The organism is Rothia nasimurium, from assembly GCF_042660305.1.
Lineage (GTDB): Bacteria > Actinomycetota > Actinomycetes > Actinomycetales > Micrococcaceae > Rothia > Rothia nasimurium.
The window spans coordinates 81,178-99,054 of the sequence record NZ_JBHSTW010000011.1; the positions used below are offsets into that span (position 1 = coordinate 81,178).

Here is a 17,877-nt window from a genome sequence, read left to right on the forward strand (position 1 = left end):
GCGGTTTTAGACCTCGAGCAGTTCAGCTTCCTTGGACTTCAGCAGCGCATCAACGGTGTCGATGTGCTTCTTGGTCAGGGCGTCGAGTTCCTTTTCGCCGCGTGCGCCCTCGTCCTCACCGATTTCGCCGTCCTTAACCAGCTTGTCGAGAGCGGTCTTGGCGTGGCGGCGGGTGTTGCGGACGGCAACTCGGCCTTCTTCAGCCTTGTGGCCGGCCATCTTGATGTATTCCTTGCGGCGCTCTTCGGTCATTTCGGGCATGACAACGCGCACGACGTTGCCGTCGTTGGCGGGGTTAGCGCCGAGGTCGGAGTCGCGGATCGCCTTTTCGATGGCACCCAGGGCGCTCTTGTCGTAGGGGGTGATCAGGACGGTGCGAGCTTCGGGGGTCTGGAAGGACGCCAGCTGCTGCAGGGGGGTGGGGGCACCGTAGTAGTCTGCGGTGAGGTTTGCGAAGAGGGCGGGGTTGGCGCGTCCGGTGCGGATTGAGGCAAATTCGTTCTTGAGAGCCTCGACGGACTTGTCCATCTTTTCGCCGGCTTCGAGCAGGGTTTCTTCAACCATCTGTTGTTAGTCCTTTAGGGTTGTGCCCGTCTGTGGGCGCGGTGTAGGTAGTCTTTATCTAGTCTAGTGGTCGTGGCGCGTTTAGGCAGTGACCAAGGTGCCGATTTCTTCGCCGAGGATGGCACGAGCCACGTTTCCCTCGCCCTGCATGCCGAAGACGCGCATGGTGACGTTGTTGTCCTTGCAGAGGGAGAAGGCGGTCTGATCCATAACGCGGATGTTACGCTTTAGGGCTTCGTCGTAGGTGAGCTTGTAGAGGCGCTCGGCGTTGGGGTCCTTGTTGGGGTCGGCGGTGTAGATGCCGTCAACGCCGTTCTTGGCGACGAGGACCTCGTCGGCGTGGATTTCGAGGGCACGCTGGGCTGAGACGGTGTCGGTGGAGAAGTAGGGCAGTCCTGCGCCTGCGCCGAAGATGACCACACGGTCTTTTTGCATGTGGCGGATGGCGCGGCGGGGGATGTAGTTTTCAGCGACCTGCTGCATGGAGATGGCTGACTGGACGCGGGTGTCGATACCGGCCTGTTCGAGGAAATCCTGCAGGGCTAGGGAGTTCATGACGGTGCCCAGCATGCCGATGTTGTCGGCGCGGGAGCGGTCCATGCCGGCTTCTGAGAGCTCTGCGCCGCGGAAGAAGTTGCCGCCACCAACGACGACTGCGACTTCGACCTGGCCGATGGTTGAGGCGATCTGTTCTGCGATGCCGCGAACTACCTCGGTGGAGATACCAACTTCACCGCCGCCGAAGACCTCGCCGGAGAGCTTGAGTAGGACGCGGCGGCGGCCGGTATCGTCGCGGTGGATGGTTCGGGTTGACTCTGCCATGGTGGCCCTCCTGAAAAAGGTCAAAATTTTTTTGCGGCGTCCCTTGCGCGCTTTGTTTCTAGCATACGGCAAAGGGGAGCCCCTGTGCGGGGCTCCCCTGAGCTATGAGCTTTTTTGGTGCTCAATCACACCTGAAGAGTATTAGGCGCCGACGCGGAAACGCTCGAAAGCGGTTGCGGTTGCACCGTTCTCCTCGAGAACTGCAGCTACGGACTTGGATGAGTCCTTAGCGAAGTCCTGGTCGAGCAGGGTGTTTTCCTTGTAGAAAGCCTTGAGCTTGCCTTCAACGATCTTGGGGATGATCTGCTCGGGCTTGCCTTCACCGCGGGCGGTTTCTTCAGCAACGCGCTTCTCTGCCTCGATGTCCTCAGCTGAGATGGAGTCTGAGTTGAGGTACTTGGGGCTCATTGCAGCGATGTGAACGGCTACGTCGTGAGCAACTTCCTCGGTGTTCTCGCCAGCTACTGCGAGCAGAACGCCAACCTGTGCGGGCAGGTCCTTGGAGGTCTTGTGCAGGTAAACTGCAACGTTCTCGCCCTCAACGCGAGCTACGCGGCGAACAACGATCTTTTCGCCGAGCAGGGCGCCTGCTTCGGTGGTGAGCTCGTCGACGGTCTTACCTTCGTAAGAAGCTGCCTTGAGTTCTTCCAGGGTGGAAGCGTTAGCGGCAACTGCTGCTTCGAGAACGTCGTTACCGAACTTGATGAAGGGCTCGGACTTAGCAACGAAGTCGGTTTCTGAGTTAACTTCGATCATGAAGCCAACGCCGTTTTCTACGCGGGCAGCAACGAGGCCTTCTGCGGTTGCACGGCCTTCGCGCTTGGTGACGCCCTTGAGGCCCTTAACGCGGATGATTTCCATTGCCTTCTGCTGGTCGCCGTTGGCCTCGTCGAGGGCCTTCTTGACGTCGAGCATGCCTGCGCCGGTCTTTTCGCGCAGAGCCTTGATGTCGGCTGCGGTGTAGTTCGCCATGGTGAACTCCTTATATTTTGAACAGATTAGGGAAATCTATTGGGTTCCTGCCGGTATCTTCGGCAGAAGAGGTGAGAACGGCACCCACCGAATGTGGGCGGGTGCCGTTTCTCTTATGAGGCTTTACTTAGCTTCTTCAGCGGGTGCTTCTGCCTTAGCAGCTTCGTGCTGCTCGAGCAGTTCGCGCTCCCATTCAGCCATGGGCTCTTCGGAAGCGTTAGCTGACTTGCCGGCCTTCTTGTTTTCGCGTTCCAGCAGACCTTCAGCAACTGCGTCCGCGATGACGCGGGTGAGCAGGTTGACGGAGCGGATTGCGTCGTCGTTGCCGGGGATGGGGAAGGAAACTTCGTCGGGGTCGCAGTTGGTGTCGAGGATAGCAACTACGGGGATGCCGAGCTTCTGAGCTTCGTCAACAGCCAGGTGTTCCTTCTTGGTGTCAACAACCCAGATCAGTGAGGGAGCCTTGGTGAGGTTACGGATACCACCGAGGGTCTTCTCGAGCTTCTCGTGCTCGCGACGCAGAAGCAGCAGTTCCTTCTTGGTGAACTGTGAGCCTGCGACGTCGTCGAAGTCGATCTGCTCGAGTTCCTTCATGCGCTCGATGCGCTTTGAAACGGTTGCGAAGTTGGTGAGCATACCACCGAGCCAGCGGTGGTTGACGTAGGGCATGTTCACGCGGGTAGCCTGCTCAGCGATGGCTTCCTGAGCCTGCTTCTTGGTACCAACGAACAGAACGGTGCCGCCGTGAGCAACGGTTGCCTTAACAGCTTCGTAAGCCTGGTCGATGAAGGCCAGTGACTGCTGCAGGTCGATGATGTAGATGCCGTTGCGCTCGGTGAGGATGAAGCGCTTCATCTTGGGGTTCCAGCGGCGGGTCTGGTGACCGAAGTGGACACCTGAATCGAGAAGCTGGCGCATAGTTACGACGGGCATGTCGTCTCCTTATGTATTAGGGGTGCCGGGCGGGCCCCTGATTCCAGGCTAGCTCCGCTCCGCGCATAGTAGTTATCGGTTTACATGTGGAGCATGTGGGCACAAGGCCCGCTCCCCTGGTAACGCTCAGACTTTTTCGTTGGAGTGACGAAGCTGTCTCAGACCTTCACCGGCCTGTGCCGGACCGAAAGTTCCTTATCAACTAGAGGCTAGTTGCTTCGCGTTACGCGACGTCAGATCCCGGGTGAAGCTCGCGTGAACGGCTCGCCAAGGAGGGGTCTCTATGTAAAGGGATTCCCCTTGCCCTCGCACTACCTGTTTTTGGGCAGGGCGCAGGGGCAAACTGCAATCAACAACTATACCGCATTATTGGGCTTTAATCACCGGGGTTGTGGCTCTTGTGGTGGCAGGTTTCCAGTGGTAAAGATGGAGACAACCTACGGTTGGCGCCACCTGGGGTAAGGGGCGGGCACCGACCGAAAGGTTTTTGTCGTGTCTTTTCTTCTATCGCTTTCTAGAAGGCTTGTGAGGTTTCTAGGGGTTTGTTGTTGTGCCCTGCTTTTAGTGGGGGCAGTAACCCCGCTAGCTTTTGCAGGGCGGACGCCGCCCTGGCAGGCCCCGGTGGAAGGGCAGCTTACCGTGGTTCGGGGCTTTGAGAAGCCGGCTGCCCGCTGGGCTGCCGGGCACCGCGGCGTTGACCTTGCGCTGGAAGCGGGTGGGAGCGTCCTTGCCCCTTACGAGGGGGAGGTAGTTTTTGCTGGAACCGTAGTTGACCGGCAGGTGCTCACCCTTGAGCACCCGGACGGGCGGCGGTCGTCCTTTGAACCTGTCATGAACCCCCTACCGGTAGGTAGCCGGGTGCAGGCCGGGGACGCCATCGCCCAGCTAGATTCTGAGGTTCAGCACTGTGCCCCACACTTTTGCCTGCACTGGGGTGTGAGGGAATCTGCCCCGGGCTCTGAAACAGCACGCAGGGGGCTCGATTACACGAACCCCCTGCTCCTGCTAGGGCTTGAAGACCCCAGCGTGCTGTTACCTATCGGCGATGATTTTACAGCCTAGCGGATGCGCTGCACCCCACCTTCGGCGCTCCACCGCACAACCGCACCCTTGGTGAAGCTCACCGTCACTGACCCATCGGGATGGGAAACCTCATCGGTAGTGGGGAAACCCAGCGATGATGTATAGCCGTTATTGACCCAGTACCAGTAGATTCCACCGTCTGCCACCAGGGTCTTAGCGCCCGTGGTAGGTGACCATACGAACAGGGTGCCTGCACCTGAAGGTGTCGTAAAGCGCTGCTGGGCGCCGCCGCCGGGAACAGCTTGCTCATCGGTGTCGGGGAAGCCATAGCGGGCAGTTCCACCTGCTGCTGTAAACCGGCCGCCAATAGCACCGGCCTCCCACACCACGTGGGTTCGATGGTGTCGAGGGGTCCAGTAGAAGGCAAATCGACGCCCGTCAGCAAGAGCAAACTTTTGCATCGCGCCACCGGTGATAGCAGTCTCTGCAAAGAGCGGATAACCGTACCCGTTCTCGTAGCCACCGGCTCGGTATCTAGCCCCGATACCTCCCGAGAAGTTCACGGGGTAGGCCCCGGTGCGGGCAGTCCAGTAGATCGTGAAATTACGTGAGAAGTTCTGCCCCGCTCCTCCATCACGTAGGGGAAATTCAGCACTCGTCGGCGTTCCAAAAGTAGCGGCTGCCCCGTGGGCGTAGTAGTAGGCTCCGATAGCACCAATCAGCGGGAAACCACGGGTATCTGCAACAGCTGAAACTGCACGAGGAGCGTTAACAAAACGGTACCCGTTGACGTTTGATCCGGTGTCCTTAAGAATGGTGCGAATCTGCTCTACGGTCAGGTTCGGGTTGCGTTCCTTCATCATAGCGATAATGCCGCTCACATGAGGGGCAGCCATTGAGGTGCCATTGAGCGGTCCGTACCCGGGCCCTGCCTGGGTGTAGGCACCTGTATTCACAGTTGACCAGACATCTGATCCAACCGCACCGCCAGGGGCCAGCACATCAAGCATGGGCCCCCAGTTGGAGTAACCTGTCATCACATTGCCGTTAGCGGTTGCACCGACCACGATAGCTCCCAGGCAGTTAGCCGGTGAGGTACCGACCGCATTTGCCCCGAAGTTACCTGCTGCCGCAACCACCGGTACCTTCCGTGCATGAGCCGCGTTGATGGCGTCCTGCAGGACCCTGGGGCAGGTTGCTGAATAGAAGCCCTCAGAGTAGTTAACGACGTGAGCCGGTGTGGGGTTAGCAGGTGCTCCGGGTACGGGCACACCGGCGCTCCAGGCAATGCCCGCAGCCTGGTCAGAAGTGTAGGCGCGGCCGTTGACACCCATAATGCGGGAATGCTGGATTCGCGCATTAGGGGCTACACCGGCTACTCCTGCCCCGTTATCGGTTGCGGCGGCAGCGATACCAGCTACGTGGGTTCCGTGCCACATAGAACGGGGAACCTGAGGCCCCCAGTCGCCTTCATCGTTGGGGTTGGGGTCCCAGCCGTTACCGTCCCGGCTCTGATCGGCCGAGACAAAGTCATAGCCGGGTAAAGTCTTTGCAGCTAGTTCGGGGTGCCAGGTCTGCCCGGTATCAGCGATACCGATGATGATGCCCTCACCGGTAGCGTATCGCCAGGCACCGGGCGCATCGATAGCTCGCATATTCCACTGATGACTAGCAAAGTAAGGGTCGCTAGGAGGATTACGGGGAGTAGCTGCCTGGCCGGTTGTGATGATGAGATCAGGTTCAGCGTATTCAACATCAGGTTGCTCTTCGAGAAGCTCAACCACCTGCGCCTGTTCATCCGGGGTCATCATCTGCTGAACATCTACAACCTGGGCCTGCTCAACCGTTTCGTGAGAGACTTCTGCGGTGTCTACAGCTGTGGTGGACGCAGCGACCTCATTCAGTATCTGGGCCTGTTCTTGGCCGTCTACCCCGTCCTTAAATTTCACCACCAGACGGTCGGTATCTGGTTCAGCTGTCGGCTGGTAGCGGGTGGTCATCTCGCCTGCGGCACCTGCGGACGGGCCACCCGCCACCTGCCCCTGGGCGGCTGCCTCACCTGTTGTGCCACCCGGAGGTGCTGCCTGAGCTACAGACGGGGCAGATATCAGTAAAAAGCCCGTTGCAAGCACCAGCGAACAGGTGCCTGCAACGGACTGAAAAAACGGCGAACGTGCCACGGTTACTCCCTCAAATATGTGTGTTACTACACAGCATACGGGATGAAGGAGTTCGCCGATATTTTATCTGCTAGCGCAGGTAGGCCACCGGAGTAACGACGCCGGTGTCGGCTGACCAGACCAGCAGGGTTTCGGTGCCGTCCGCAGCACGGAAGAGCTGCTGGGCGCCGCCTTCAACGTTGTATTCGTTAGCGACCGGCTCACCAAAGGTCTCAGCGCCACCGTGAGCGTAGTAGTAGGCGCCAATGCCACCGATCAGCTTGGGCTCAACCTTATCGAGGGCCTCTTCAAGGATCACGGGGAAATCGTAGTTGTGATGATGAATGCCGGGCAGCACGGTGAAATCTACGTTGTTAAAACCTGCTGCTGAGTAAATGCTGTAGCCGTTTTCTGCCGCGCCATAGGCTGACCAGGCAACAGGCCAGGTGGCGCCTACGCCATCCTCAGAGCCGATGTACCACTGCAGAGAGAAGTCCTTAGCGGTGTCTGAGGGCAGGGTCTGCATGCCGTTGCTGTTGCCGCCACCGACCATAACCGAGCCGCCGCCGGTGCGCCAGGAGTCCTGGCTATCGGCCAGCAGTTCAAAACCGGTGATTTCTGCGCCGCCGGAGTGGCCGATGGTCCAGACGTTAGAGGAGTCCAGACCTGCTTCGGCGATAAAGGAGCTTGCAAAAGAGCGGAACCAGTCGCCGTTGGCGTCCATGGACTGCCACCAGGTGATGCCGTTGCCGGTAGCGTCCTTATCGGGTGAGATGACGGGAACGAAAACCATATTGCGTTCGTTAGCGACCTCGGCCATACCCAGTAGCTGAGAGTTGTTGGGTGAGTGCACCTTGGACTGGTTAGTCTGCCAGTAGTCCCCGTCGAGGTAGAAGACAACACCAACGGGCTGGGACCAGTCAATGTTCTCTGCGTAGACGTGATAGTTGGAGCTCACACCAGCTTCTGAAGTGTAGGTTGCGAACTGGGTGGTGCTGGTGGTTGCCTGGGCACCGGCGGAGCCTGCAACGACCAGTGAACCTGCCAGTAGACCGGTTGCGAGTACGGGCGCGGTGATGCGCTTGAGGGAGAAAGACATAGTTTCCTCTGGGATAGGTGGAATGCGAGTGATTGAAAGTGAAACTTTCCTCAGCAAATGTAGCACCCGCCAGGTAAGAGTGTGGGAACTGCGTGAGAATACCCGGTGAACGGGGCGTGTCGCCCACACCCTGGGTAGGGTACAAAAAACGCCTTGCCTTTCTGAAAGCAGAAAGGCAAGGCGTTCATAGTAGGGCCGGCGGGGCTTGAACCCGCGACCAAGGGATTATGAGTCCCCTGCTCTAACCAGCTGAGCTACAGCCCCACAGCACCAGGCTCTAGCGAGCTTGACGCTGCCTCTAAGAATACCGAAAAGGGCAGATGAAGCCAAACCACGGGCGTCCGCGCATCTGGCGTAAGGCTTGAGCCTGTAAGCGCTCCTATCGTTCCGCCAGGAACCGATCATAGAGCTCATTAGAGCGGTACAGCGATTCAAAGGTCTCCCAGGTCTTTTCGGCGGCGTGGCGGGCTACCATCTGGCGGGAGCACTCCCCCATGGCCCTCCGCTCGTCCTCGGGCAGGCTCAGCACGTCGGCCAGGCGGGCAGCCAGCTCCGCTGTATCACCCGGGGTAAAAAGGTAACCGTTCTTCCCCGAATCAACCAGGTGCGGCAGGGCCAGGGCGTTAGCAAGGACCACCGGCTTTGAAGCGCTCATAGCTTCCAGGGTCACCAGCGACTGCAGCTCGGCAGTACCCGGCTGGCAGAAGACATCGGCGCGCAGGTAGCCCGCGCGAAGTTCTTCATCGGACACGTACCCCAAGAAACGCACCCGGTCAGCTACACCGCATTCTGCGGCCTTGGCCTGCAAATCAGAAAGAATCTCGCCGGTTCCAGCAATCTCAAGCACAGTTTTCTGCCTTAACTCAGCAGGAAGAAGCGAAAAACCCTCAATGAGCACATCGATATTCTTCTCAACGGCCAGGCGCCCGGCAAAGAAAATCGTTAGCTCATCAGCAGCTTTCTCGATCACTTCGCCCGGGGCAAGTTCATAATCAGAGCTTTGAATACCGTTTGATACCGGCATCACCGGCCGGCGGAACTTACCGGCGCTTTCCATCGCATCGGCACCGATTTGGGTGGGAGTAGTCACCACAGCAGCCCGGTTGAGCACCCGGCGCATATCAACCCACGAAGCCTTAACCACCAGCTCATTACCAACCTTACCGAATGGTAAGAAGGGGGTGATATTTTCGGGCATCACGTGGTTGGTAGCGATAACCCGCACACCGCGTTTAGCCCCAACACGAGCCAGTACCCGCCCAATGATGTAATGGCACTGAATATGAATCACATCGGGCTGAATCTCCTGCACCAGGCGGTCTGCCTCGGCGTAAATCTCCCAGGGGAAGTTCAGGCGCATGTAGGGGTGGGTAATTACCTTGTGCGAGCGCATGCGGTGCTCGACGATGCCGTCTACCGTGTGACGGCTGGTGACGCCTTTTTCCTGCTTGGGTGCCATCACATGTACGGTATGGCCGCGTTCGGCTAGAGCCTGGGCGAGACGGGATGAGAACTGAGCGGCCCCATTGATATCGGGCGGGTAAGTATCGGCGCCAATGAGGACGGTCAGAGGCTTATCAGCCATACAGGGGCCCTTTCGAGGTCTCTTCGTTCGGTACCCCACTGACCTTACCGGGTTTTTGGGGCCCGCGCATCAGCCGCGCAGCGGAGTTCGCCTGCCCCAGGCGTCCGCTCTTTCTCTGGGCAGTAAAAAGCCCGCCCCGGCAAGTGGTGCCGGGGCGGGCTTGAGTGCAAGGACGCCTATGCCGCCTCTTCCGAGGCAGGGCGGGTCTTACTTGCGGCGGCTAATGAGCTTGCCGAGGAAGACGAAGAAGGCTCCCAGGGAAGCTGCCAGGGTTGCAAAAGACTTCCAGTGGGCCTGCAGGGTCTCGGGGTTCGAGGCGTTTGCGGCCAGCTTCTTACCACCGTCAACGGCGGTAGCAGGAGCGTTCTTTGCGGAGGTCTTGGCGTTCTGTACCAGGCCCTGAGCACCGGCCTGCACGTCGCGTGAGTAGGTCTCGATGTCGTCGCGCAGGGTCTTGAGGTGCTCGCGGCGCTGCTTGGTGCGCTGCAGGAGCTGTTCCTTGCTGGGGGCGGGGGTAGCGGGTGCCTGCTGCTCGCCGCCGTCCTTCTTCTCCTCTGCCTTCTGCTCGGCCTTCTTGGCTTCTGCCTTCTCAGCCTGCTCGCGCTTGAGGCGCTTGGAGGTCATGGCGGAGCCTTCCTTCAGCACACCCAGGTCGTAAAGCAGACCAAAGATAGCTGATTCAGGCTTGAAGGGCAGCTGGGCCTTGATCATCTTGAAGCCGACCAGACCGGCAATGCCGGCAAGGAGCAGGAAGAGCACGAACAGAACCAGAGCTGCCGCCCAGTTAGGCATGATGGAGGCCAGGCCAACGTAGGCCAGGATGACCAGGGCAACAGCCATGAAGAGAGCGAAGACCAGGGCTATTGCGGCAACCGCGGCGCCCTTGCCCAGGGCGATGCCCTTTTCTTTGACCTCAATCTTGGCGATCTGGATTTCGTCTTTGAGCTGCTTAGGGGCTAGGTTGGTGAGCACCTTGCCCGCGTCAGCCACGTTCGTCACGCTAGCTTTGATGTTGTTGAAGCCGGCGCGCAGACCCTGGGCCCGGCGTGAGCCGTTCAGGTCGTTAGGAGTGGTCATGTGCCACCTCTCTCTGTGTCGATAAGCGTGCTTGCGTATTACGTGTACCAAATAGTAAGTTTACCGGCTTTTAGGGGCTTGTGGCGACTGCGCCCCGATTTGTGATGCGATTATTGGTTCTTAGTCTTGCGTTGTTTCAAGATGGGCCAGCGCAACCGCAAGGTGCATTCGGACGCCGGTGATGAGGGCTTCGTCGTTAGCGTAGAAACGCGGTGAGTGATTGGGAGCAAACCCGCGTCCGCCGTCAACAGGTTCTGGCATTGCACCCGAGCCGAATTTCACATCCTGCACACCGAGCAGGGCGTACATACCGGTGTACCGGTTAATGAACTCAGAGACGTCGTCGTACCCCAGCGACGCTGGCGCTGCAAAGACCCGGTCCGGGTCTGCTGCTGCGCTTTCCAAAGCAGGGCGCAAGACTTCGACCGTTTCAGGCGCGTTAACCACAGCCGGAATTTGCTGCAAGAACTCAACGGTAGCTGTACAGTCATAGGCTTCTGCGATGTGGGTAGCTGTACAGGAAATCTTAGTGTTGACGGCGTCCATTAGTCCGTCTTTGAGACAGCGCACGGTGCCCCAGAGAGTTACTTTTTCGCCGACGATGTTGAAACGCCCCTGATCTTCAACATGTCCAATGGAAATAGTAAACGCGTCTTTAGCATCTATCTGGCGGTAGATTTGCCCCATGGCGCTGATGATGTCCGCAGCCGCTGGCATCGGATCTCGCCCCGCCCACGGCGATGAACCGTGCACCTGCTCACCGCACACAGTTATCTTGACCATTTCAGATGAAGCATGCTGCACACCCGAGGACCATCCCACATAGCCACTTGGTGCAGGAATCACATGCATACCAAAGGCCAGAGTTGGCTGGGGGTCAAGTGAGTCAAAGGCCGCATCAGTTAGCATGTAGGCTGCGCCGCCCTCTTCTTCCACCGGGGCACCTTCTTCTGCTGGCTGGAATACGAAGTAGATTGTTCCGGCGAGTTCCTCTCGGTGCTCTGCGAAGGCACGCGCTGCACCCAAAAGCATGGCAACGTGGCAGTCGTGACCACAAGCGTGAGCAACGGGAAAAGGGCCACCGGGGTAGTTTTCATCTACTTCTTCAGAGGCGTAGGGCAGGCCGGTTTCTTCTTTGACGGGCAGGCCGTCCATGTCCGCCCGTAAGAGAACAGCCTTTTCTGAGGAGGTGCTCCCTCGCAGGGTGGCGATGATTCCGGTTCCGCCGATGTTTTGCTGTATGTCAGTATCTGCGAAGCCCATATCCTTGAGGCGTTCAACAATGTAGGCTGCTGTTTTTGTCTCGCGGTTTGAAAGTTCGGGGTGCTGGTGAAGGTGGTGACGCCAGGTGATGATGTCTTTCTCGTTTCGAGCAGCGGTGGCGTAGAGGTCGTTTAGAAGTTGCTGGTCAGACATTTCCTATTCCTTCATCTTTGAACTATGTAACAGTTCACATGCTACGCCCCTTCAGGCAAAGCCACCACCCTTAGTGAACAGAAGACACGACTTCAGCAAGTGTGGCGCTGATTCCCAGATGAGGTGGACTTTTCCGAGCGCGCGAGGAAATAAAAAGTTCACCGAATCCCGAGCGGAGCGAGGGGTTGCTAGTTAAAGCAAAAGACCCAGCCGAAGCTAGGTCTTTGTTCTGCTCCCCCGACTGGACTCGAACCAGTAACCCTTCGATTAACAGTCGAATGCTCTGCCAATTGAGCTACGGGGGAATGTCGTTCGCTTTGTTTCCATCGCTGCAACGAGTAATAACTTTACACAGGGTTTTTGCCGCGCGCAAATCGAGAATGAGTTACCTCAATCACACACTAGTCTTGGCCTTGCATTTTGCTGCGGCGGCGGAGTTCGAGGGTGAGGAGTTGCTGTTGAATTTCTCGGTAGGCTTGGGCGTCACTCTGGGGTGAGAGGCGCTGGAGCTGCATGAGGAGGTCTGATTTTTGCCGGGTGATTTCTTGCTCGAAGAGACGGTTGAGTATGTCGCGGGAGTAACGGTTGAGCTGGTCGTCGGTGCGGGCGGGGATGGGGGCGACGGTGAGTTCTGCGATGAGCGCGTGGACGGGTTCGGGGGCATAGGCTCGCACAGTGTTGACCCAGGTGGCTCCGGGCTCAGGGGCGATGGTGGAGGCTGCCCCGATGATGCCCTGGGCGATGCCACTGTGGGCCCGGTAGCGGTAGTGTACGGTGGCAAGTTCCTGCCACTGTTCGAGGGAGAGGTATTGGGGGTATTGCAGCACGATTTCGAGGGCTTCGCGCTCAGTGCGAGCTGCGGGGTCGCGCAGGTCGGGTAGCTCGTAGGGGTCTTCTACGGGGGCGGGGGTCTCTTCTGCGGCGGCGCGGGCGGCTCGTTCGGCTTCTGCAGCCTCTGCTCTTTGGCTGGCGGACGCCTGCGGATTGGCTGCTGCAGCGCTCACGGCTCGTTGGACTTCGGCTGCGTCAAGCCCTAACTGCCCTGAAACTTGCCGTACGTAGGCGGGGCGCAGGGCGGCGTCCTTGATTCCGGCGATGATGGGGGCGATGGCGCGCATGCCGCGCACGCGCCCCTCGAGGGTGCCGAGGTCGTAGTTGGCGAGGGTGGCGTCGATGGCGAATTCGAAGAGCGGACGCCGGGAGGCGATGAGGGAGCGCACGGCAGCATCCCCGCGGGCTAGGCGCAGGTCGCAGGGGTCCATGCCGTCTTTTGCGACGGCGACGAAGGTTTGGGCGACGAAGCGCTGGTCTTCTGAGAAGGCAGCGAGGGCGGCTTTTTGGCCGGCGGCGTCGCCGTCGAAGGTGAAGATGACTTCGCCACCGGTGCCGTCGTCGGAGATGAGGCGGCGCACGATTTTGATGTGGTCGGTGCCGAAGGCGGTGCCGCAGGTGGCCACGGCGGTGTCGATGCCGGCCAGCTGGGCTGCCATGACGTCGGTGTAGCCCTCGACGACCACAATCTGCTTCTTCTTGGCGATAGGGCGTTTGGCCAGGTCAAGCCCGTAGAGGACCTGTGATTTTTTATAGAGGGCGGTCTCGGGGGTGTTGAGGTATTTAGGCCCCTGGTCGTCGTCGAAGAGGCGGCGAGCGCCGAAGCCGATGGTTTCGCCGGTGATGTTGCGGATGGGCCAGATGATGCGCCCGCGGAACCGGTCGTAAAGGCCCCGCTGCCCCTCTGAGAACATGCCGGTTTCGCGGAGTTCCTCGGTGGTAAAGCCCTTGTTCATGAGGTATTTGAGCAGGTTATCCCAGCCGCGCGGGGCAAAGCCAACCCCGAATTTTTGGGTGGCTGCGGGGTCGAAGCCGCGGGCACCGAGAAACTTTTGGGCCTCAACGGCGGCAGGGGTGTAGAGGTTTTTTTGGAAGAACTCCGCTGCAATCTTGTGGGCGTCGAGGAGGCGCTGGCGGCGTCCTACCTCTTCGCGGCTCATGCCGCTACCCTGCTCGTAGTGCAGTTCGTAGCCGATGCGGGCGGCGAGTTTTTCAACGGTTTCGGTGAAGGAGGTGTGGTCCATTTCCATGAGGAAGCTGATCACATCGCCCGATTCGCCGCAGCCAAAGCAGTGGTAGGTTCCCATCTGGGGGCGCACGTGGAAGCTCGGGGTGCGTTCATCGTGGAAGGGGCACAGGCCCTTGAAAGAGCCGATGCCGGCGGATTTGAGGGTTACGTACCCTTCGATGATTTCGCGGATGTCGGTGCGCGAGCGCACCTCGTCAATGTCTTCTCGTTTGATTAAGCCTGCCACGGGTTCAATTCTAGTCGGGGGCGTCAAGCCGGTGGATTTTGCCTACCAGAGGGGCTTGTCCCCCACTGCCCAGTGGGTTCCGGTGATGCGTTTGAAGAGGGCGACCGCGGAGCGGTCAGTCAGGCAGGCGACCTGGTCAATGACCAGGCGCAGGCGGGCGGCGTCGTCATTACGACCAAGTTCTTGCAGGTCGGCGGCAAAGACCGGGTCAAGATAGTTGGGGTTATCAAAGAGGGCGTGGACTAGAAATTCAAGGATCTCCTGCTGGTTTCCCTCGGTTGTCTGCGCGGCTGCCGCATCGCGGGGAGCCATCACAAAAGCCGTAGCTATACCCTTGAGCACGGCGATTTCGTGCTCGGTTTCTTCGGGCACCACCAGCTGGGCCCGGTAGCGGGTGAGCGGTTCGTCCCCGTAGACATCGCGGGTTGCCAGCATAGCACTGGCAGCGAAGCGCCCAATGAGTTTGGAGGTAAGGGCCTTAAAAGCCGCCATGGACGAGCGGGTGCCCCTCATGTAAGGCACCCAGCGGTTGAGGTTCTCTAACCGGGTCAGGGCCTGATCGAGGGTGGCGTCCTCAACCCCTGGCAGGTACCAGAGGCGGGTTTTGTCGAAAACCTGCTGGCGGGCGTCCGCATTTTTTAGCTCATCGAGCTGCACGTGCCCGCCGAAGACGGCGTCCTCGACGTCGTGCACGGAGTAGGAGATATCGTCGGCAAGATCCATGACCTGGGCTTCGATGCACTTTTGAGTCGGCGCGGCCCCGGCTTCGACTGCACCGGAGCGGAGCCACTCGAAGACGGGTAGGTCATCGGCATAGACACCAAATTTGCGGTTAGGTTTACCATCGGTGCGGACGGGGGCCTGGGCGCGGGTCCAGGGATACTTGCAGGTTGCGTCCAGGGACGCCCGGGTGAGATTCAGCCCCGCCGATCCCCCGTCGTGTCTAATCACCTTGGGTTCTAGCCGGGTGAGCAGGCGCAGGGTCTGGGCGTTGCCTTCAAAACCACCGGCGTCCGCTGCTAGTCGGTCGAGAGCTGTTTCACCGTTATGGCCAAAGGGCGGGTGGCCTAGATCGTGGGAGAGGCAGGCGGTATCGACCACGTCGGGGTCGCACCCCAGCATACGGCCTAGTTCCCGGCCAATCTGGGCTACTTCAAGGGAGTGGGTTAGGCGGGTGCGCACAAAGTCGTCGGTGTCGGGGTCAACCACCTGGGTTTTAGCGCCCAGGCGGCGCAGGGCCGAGGAGTGCAGCACGCGAGCGCGGTCGCGCTCAAAGGGTGAGCGGTAGACGAACTTGTGGTGTTCGGGAACCCAGCGTTCGGCGTCCGCTGCGCTGTAGCCGGGGGTGGGGGCCTGTTCGGGGGTGAAGGTGCTGCTCATGTTTCTCGTCTTTTCTCTGCCGGGTAGGTGTACGCCTGGGGTCCTAGTTTAGAGGTCATCTCCCTGGTCAAGGCCGTATTCGGCGGGCCAGGTGACTTCGCCTGAGATGGGTGGGAAGTCAGGGGTGAGGTTGATCAGTTGCAGGGCTTCAGCTAGGGTGGCGGGCTCGATACCGTCGATGATGGCGCGCACCCCGTGGCGGGCTGCCGGCACGAAATCGAAGCGGCTGTAGTAGGTGGGTTCTCCGAGCACCAGCAGGCTGGTGGGTGCATTGCTGATCTGGGCGGACGCGCGTGCGCGTGCCAGCGCTTCAAGCGTAAGGGCGGTACCCACTCCCCTGCCCTGATAGTCGGGGTGGACGGCCAGCGGTGCAAGAGCATAGGCGGGCCAGGAGCCTACCCAGCAACGACTGATGAGAACGTAGCCGACGAGGGCACCGGTGGTGGCGTCACGGGCGGTGAGGGAGATTCCCGGCTCCCAGGCATTGGGGTTGCCGTGCAGGGCTTCCACCAGATCAGCTTCATAGCTGGTATCAAAGGCGGCCAGAAGCAAAGCGCGGATCTCTGCGGTATCGGCCGGGGTTTCGGGGCTGAGGGTGTGGGTTCTCATGCCTTTAAGTCTAGAGGCTAGGCCCAAGGTGCGGCGGGCTGCCCCTCGCCTACCTTCCTGACTTGCGGCGGGAAGGCGGGCGCGTCCGTCCGCGCGTGCGCCGCGAACCCAGTGTCTACAAGAATCGCGCAGCGTCCACACACGGCGTGGGCACTGCGCGATTCTGGTAAGCACCCAATGTAACCTATGGTTTGTGCCTCCTACTGGAAGGTACAGTCGTCTTCTATGAGCAAGAAGTACGTACCCAACTACGGCGATCTTGAGCGTTTTCAGTATGAAAGGCTGATCCGCACCAAGTCCAGGGCCTATCAGATGGCCTGCTGGCAGGGCTACCTCGGTACCCACGACTTCTTCCTGGGCAATAGCCTCAGAGGTTGGGCCACGCTCCTCCTCACCATGACAACAGCTTCCCTGCTCGTCTACGAGTGGATACTCGGGCTTCTCCTACTGATTCTCGTCATCGGCCTCAACATCACGGCGGTGCGAACCATCGCCGCATCAGACCCAAACAGCGACATCTACGGCGAAGAGTGCGGACCTGTCTTTCATCGCCTCCACATGGTGAGCTCCTTCTCTATCATGTGGGATATCAACCTCTGGAAGGGTAAAACTCACACCGACCCACCGCCGCCCGATATGGACTAGGCGGGCCCGGCCGTCCGCATCTTTAGCCGCCGCTGATATCCAGTTCAGCATCCACCAGGCCCAGACGCTCGGCGTCCCCCAGGACGCGGGAGTTCAGCCAGCCGTCGGGTAGGTGGGGCTTCTTGGGGTTGCCAGCTCGGCCACGGGGTCCCTCAACAGCGGCACCGGGGTAGCCGATGGAGTGATCCAGTTCGGCCAGGTACTCGCGGAAGGCCTCAAGGGTGGGCACGGTAGACATCTTGGCGCGCAGTTTGCCGCCCACCGGGTAGCCATGGAAGTACCAGGCCACGTGCTTGCGGATCTCGCGCAGGCCGCGGGTCTCATCCCCAAAGGTCTCTACCAGGAGTTCCGCGTGGCGATAAATCATATCCGCCACCTCAGAAACAGAGGGGCGGTGGCGCTCTTCCGAGCCCTCAAAGGCGTTCTGAAGGTCGCCAAAGAGCCAGGGGCGGCCCTGGCAGCCGCGGCCGACCACAATGCCGTCCACCCCGGTCTGTTCAACCATGGCGATGGCGTCCTCGGCTGAGAAAATATCGCCGTTGCCCAGAATTGGCACGTCGGGGATAGCTTCGCGCAGGCGGGCAATGGAACCCCAGTCAGCCTTACCCGAGTAGTGCTGGGCGGCGGTGCGGCCGTGCAGGGCGATAGCTGCAACCCCGGCGTCGCGGGCGATTTTGGCTGATTCCAGGTAGGTCAGGTGGTCCTCGTCTATGCCCTTACGCATTTTGATGGTCAGGGGTACGTCCCCGCGAGAAGCCTCACGGACGGCGGTCTGGACGATAGCGGTAAAGAGGTCGGTCTTCCAGGGCAGGGCTGAGCCGCCGCCCAGCTTGGTCACTTTGGGCACGGGGCAACCGAAGTTCAGGTCAATATGGTCGGCGCGGTCTTCTTCGACCACCATGCGGATTGCCTTACCCACGTTGACGGCGTCCACCCCGTAAATCTGAATGGAGCGGATTTTTTCGTCGCCGTCATGGTCAATAATGCGCAGGGACTCGGGGTTGCGCTCCACCAGTGAGCGCGCTGTGACCATCTCGGTCACGTACAGCCCGCCACCGTAGTCGCGGCAGAGCCGGCGGAAGGCCTTGTTAGTAACACCAGCCATGGGTGCCAGCACCACCGGGGTGTCAATGGTGTACTTGCCCAGCTGCAGGGGAGGCAATTTTAGTTGCTCGGCGCGGGCCGGGGTCTGGCCGGCCTCTAAAGTCTCTTCTGTCATAACCTTCCAATTCTGGCACAAACCCCGCGGGGGCGCTGTTAGCTAGAGCAACACAAGAGGGCCCCGGG

Annotated in this window: 15 protein-coding genes and 2 tRNA genes; 2 read left to right on the forward strand and 15 right to left on the reverse strand. The window is 59.9% G+C overall.

The features are described from left to right. Nucleotides 1-6: 6 nt before the first annotated feature. From frr to rpsB, 4 genes are all read right to left on the reverse strand, one after another. Nucleotides 7-564: a ribosome recycling factor gene (gene frr, locus ACFP6B_RS05040; RefSeq protein ID WP_185173305.1), complete on the reverse strand. Its 558-nt coding sequence runs from the start codon at nucleotides 562-564 to the stop codon at nucleotides 7-9. Nucleotides 565-645: 81 nt separating this feature from the next. Continuing rightward, nucleotides 646-1,386, reverse strand: a complete 741-nt coding sequence (gene pyrH / locus ACFP6B_RS05045; protein ID WP_135012806.1) for a UMP kinase — start codon at nucleotides 1,384-1,386, stop codon at nucleotides 646-648. A 141-nt stretch (nucleotides 1,387-1,527) separates the two neighbouring features. After that, nucleotides 1,528-2,358: a translation elongation factor Ts gene (tsf, locus tag ACFP6B_RS05050; protein ID WP_185173306.1), complete on the reverse strand. Its 831-nt coding sequence runs from the start codon at nucleotides 2,356-2,358 to the stop codon at nucleotides 1,528-1,530. A gap of 123 nt (nucleotides 2,359-2,481) precedes the next feature. Further along, nucleotides 2,482-3,291 (reverse strand): 30S ribosomal protein S2, encoded by an 810-nt coding sequence (rpsB, locus tag ACFP6B_RS05055; RefSeq protein WP_185173307.1) that lies wholly within the window; start codon nucleotides 3,289-3,291, stop codon nucleotides 2,482-2,484. A 525-nt stretch (nucleotides 3,292-3,816) separates the two neighbouring features. On the opposite strand from rpsB, the gene ACFP6B_RS05060 reads away from it, so the two are divergent. Then, a complete protein-coding gene (locus tag ACFP6B_RS05060; RefSeq protein ID WP_377127640.1) occupies nucleotides 3,817-4,353 on the forward strand; it encodes a M23 family metallopeptidase in 537 nt (178 codons plus the stop codon). Here ACFP6B_RS05060 and ACFP6B_RS05065 read toward each other — a convergent pair. The 10 genes from ACFP6B_RS05065 to ACFP6B_RS05110 form a co-directional block, all read right to left on the reverse strand. After that, the gene (locus ACFP6B_RS05065) at nucleotides 4,350-6,494 is read right to left on the reverse strand and encodes a S8 family serine peptidase (RefSeq protein WP_377127643.1); all 2,145 of its coding nucleotides are present in this window, start codon (nucleotides 6,492-6,494) and stop codon (nucleotides 4,350-4,352) included. The two genes, ACFP6B_RS05060 and ACFP6B_RS05065, sit on opposite strands and share 4 nt — an antisense overlap. A gap of 70 nt (nucleotides 6,495-6,564) precedes the next feature. Further along, on the reverse strand, nucleotides 6,565-7,572 hold the full coding sequence (locus tag ACFP6B_RS05070; protein ID WP_377127646.1) for a hypothetical protein: 1,008 nt from the start codon (nucleotides 7,570-7,572) through the stop codon (nucleotides 6,565-6,567). A gap of 190 nt (nucleotides 7,573-7,762) precedes the next feature. Further along, nucleotides 7,763-7,836: transfer RNA gene (locus ACFP6B_RS05075), tRNA-Ile, on the reverse strand. 115 nt (nucleotides 7,837-7,951) lie between these two features. Then, nucleotides 7,952-9,157 (reverse strand): glycosyltransferase, encoded by a 1,206-nt coding sequence (locus ACFP6B_RS05080; RefSeq protein ID WP_377127649.1) that lies wholly within the window; start codon nucleotides 9,155-9,157, stop codon nucleotides 7,952-7,954. Nucleotides 9,158-9,364: 207 nt separating this feature from the next. Then, a complete protein-coding gene (locus tag ACFP6B_RS05085; protein ID WP_377127652.1) occupies nucleotides 9,365-10,234 on the reverse strand; it encodes a phage holin family protein in 870 nt (289 codons plus the stop codon). Nucleotides 10,235-10,354: 120 nt separating this feature from the next. Further along, nucleotides 10,355-11,650: a M20 metallopeptidase family protein gene (locus ACFP6B_RS05090; protein WP_377127655.1), complete on the reverse strand. Its 1,296-nt coding sequence runs from the start codon at nucleotides 11,648-11,650 to the stop codon at nucleotides 10,355-10,357. A 232-nt stretch (nucleotides 11,651-11,882) separates the two neighbouring features. After that, nucleotides 11,883-11,955 (reverse strand) — tRNA-Asn (locus ACFP6B_RS05095). Nucleotides 11,956-12,051: 96 nt separating this feature from the next. Beyond that, entirely contained in the window at nucleotides 12,052-13,956 is a 1,905-nt protein-coding gene (dnaG, locus tag ACFP6B_RS05100) for a DNA primase (protein ID WP_377127658.1), read from the reverse strand. Nucleotides 13,957-13,998: 42 nt separating this feature from the next. After that, nucleotides 13,999-15,336 carry a deoxyguanosinetriphosphate triphosphohydrolase gene (locus tag ACFP6B_RS05105; RefSeq protein ID WP_377127661.1) on the reverse strand — a complete coding sequence of 446 codons (1,338 nt, stop codon included), beginning with the start codon at nucleotides 15,334-15,336 and terminating at the stop codon, nucleotides 13,999-14,001. A gap of 48 nt (nucleotides 15,337-15,384) precedes the next feature. After that, on the reverse strand, nucleotides 15,385-15,945 hold the full coding sequence (locus tag ACFP6B_RS05110; protein ID WP_377127664.1) for a GNAT family N-acetyltransferase: 561 nt from the start codon (nucleotides 15,943-15,945) through the stop codon (nucleotides 15,385-15,387). A gap of 225 nt (nucleotides 15,946-16,170) precedes the next feature. On the opposite strand from ACFP6B_RS05110, the gene ACFP6B_RS05115 reads away from it, so the two are divergent. After that, nucleotides 16,171-16,590, forward strand: a complete 420-nt coding sequence (locus ACFP6B_RS05115) for a hypothetical protein (RefSeq protein ID WP_377127667.1) — start codon at nucleotides 16,171-16,173, stop codon at nucleotides 16,588-16,590. A gap of 22 nt (nucleotides 16,591-16,612) precedes the next feature. Here the strand turns inward: ACFP6B_RS05115 and dusB are convergent, their stop codons facing one another. Beyond that, nucleotides 16,613-17,809, reverse strand: a complete 1,197-nt coding sequence (gene dusB, locus ACFP6B_RS05120) for a tRNA dihydrouridine synthase DusB (protein WP_377127670.1) — start codon at nucleotides 17,807-17,809, stop codon at nucleotides 16,613-16,615. Between the last annotated feature and the right edge of the window lie 68 nt (nucleotides 17,810-17,877).

What these genes read in the sequence shown, in the direction of transcription:
- frr (WP_185173305.1), bottom strand. Translation starts at nt 564, where the DNA reads ATGGTTGAAGAAACCCTGCTCGAAGCCGGCGAAAAGATGGACAAGTCC.
- pyrH (WP_135012806.1), bottom strand. Translation starts at nt 1,386, where the DNA reads ATGGCAGAGTCAACCCGAACCATCCACCGCGACGATACCGGCCGCCGC.
- tsf (WP_185173306.1), bottom strand. Translation starts at nt 2,358, where the DNA reads ATGGCGAACTACACCGCAGCCGACATCAAGGCTCTGCGCGAAAAGACC.
- rpsB (WP_185173307.1), bottom strand. Translation starts at nt 3,291, where the DNA reads ATGCCCGTCGTAACTATGCGCCAGCTTCTCGATTCAGGTGTCCACTTC.
- ACFP6B_RS05070 (WP_377127646.1), bottom strand. Translation starts at nt 7,572, where the DNA reads ATGTCTTTCTCCCTCAAGCGCATCACCGCGCCCGTACTCGCAACCGGT.
- ACFP6B_RS05080 (WP_377127649.1), bottom strand. Translation starts at nt 9,157, where the DNA reads ATGGCTGATAAGCCTCTGACCGTCCTCATTGGCGCCGATACTTACCCG.
- ACFP6B_RS05085 (WP_377127652.1), bottom strand. Translation starts at nt 10,234, where the DNA reads ATGACCACTCCTAACGACCTGAACGGCTCACGCCGGGCCCAGGGTCTG.
- ACFP6B_RS05090 (WP_377127655.1), bottom strand. Translation starts at nt 11,650, where the DNA reads ATGTCTGACCAGCAACTTCTAAACGACCTCTACGCCACCGCTGCTCGA.
- ACFP6B_RS05105 (WP_377127661.1), bottom strand. Translation starts at nt 15,336, where the DNA reads ATGAGCAGCACCTTCACCCCCGAACAGGCCCCCACCCCCGGCTACAGC.
- ACFP6B_RS05110 (WP_377127664.1), bottom strand. Translation starts at nt 15,945, where the DNA reads ATGAGAACCCACACCCTCAGCCCCGAAACCCCGGCCGATACCGCAGAG.
- ACFP6B_RS05115 (WP_377127667.1), top strand. Translation starts at nt 16,171, where the DNA reads ATGAGCAAGAAGTACGTACCCAACTACGGCGATCTTGAGCGTTTTCAG.
- dusB (WP_377127670.1), bottom strand. Translation starts at nt 17,809, where the DNA reads ATGACAGAAGAGACTTTAGAGGCCGGCCAGACCCCGGCCCGCGCCGAG.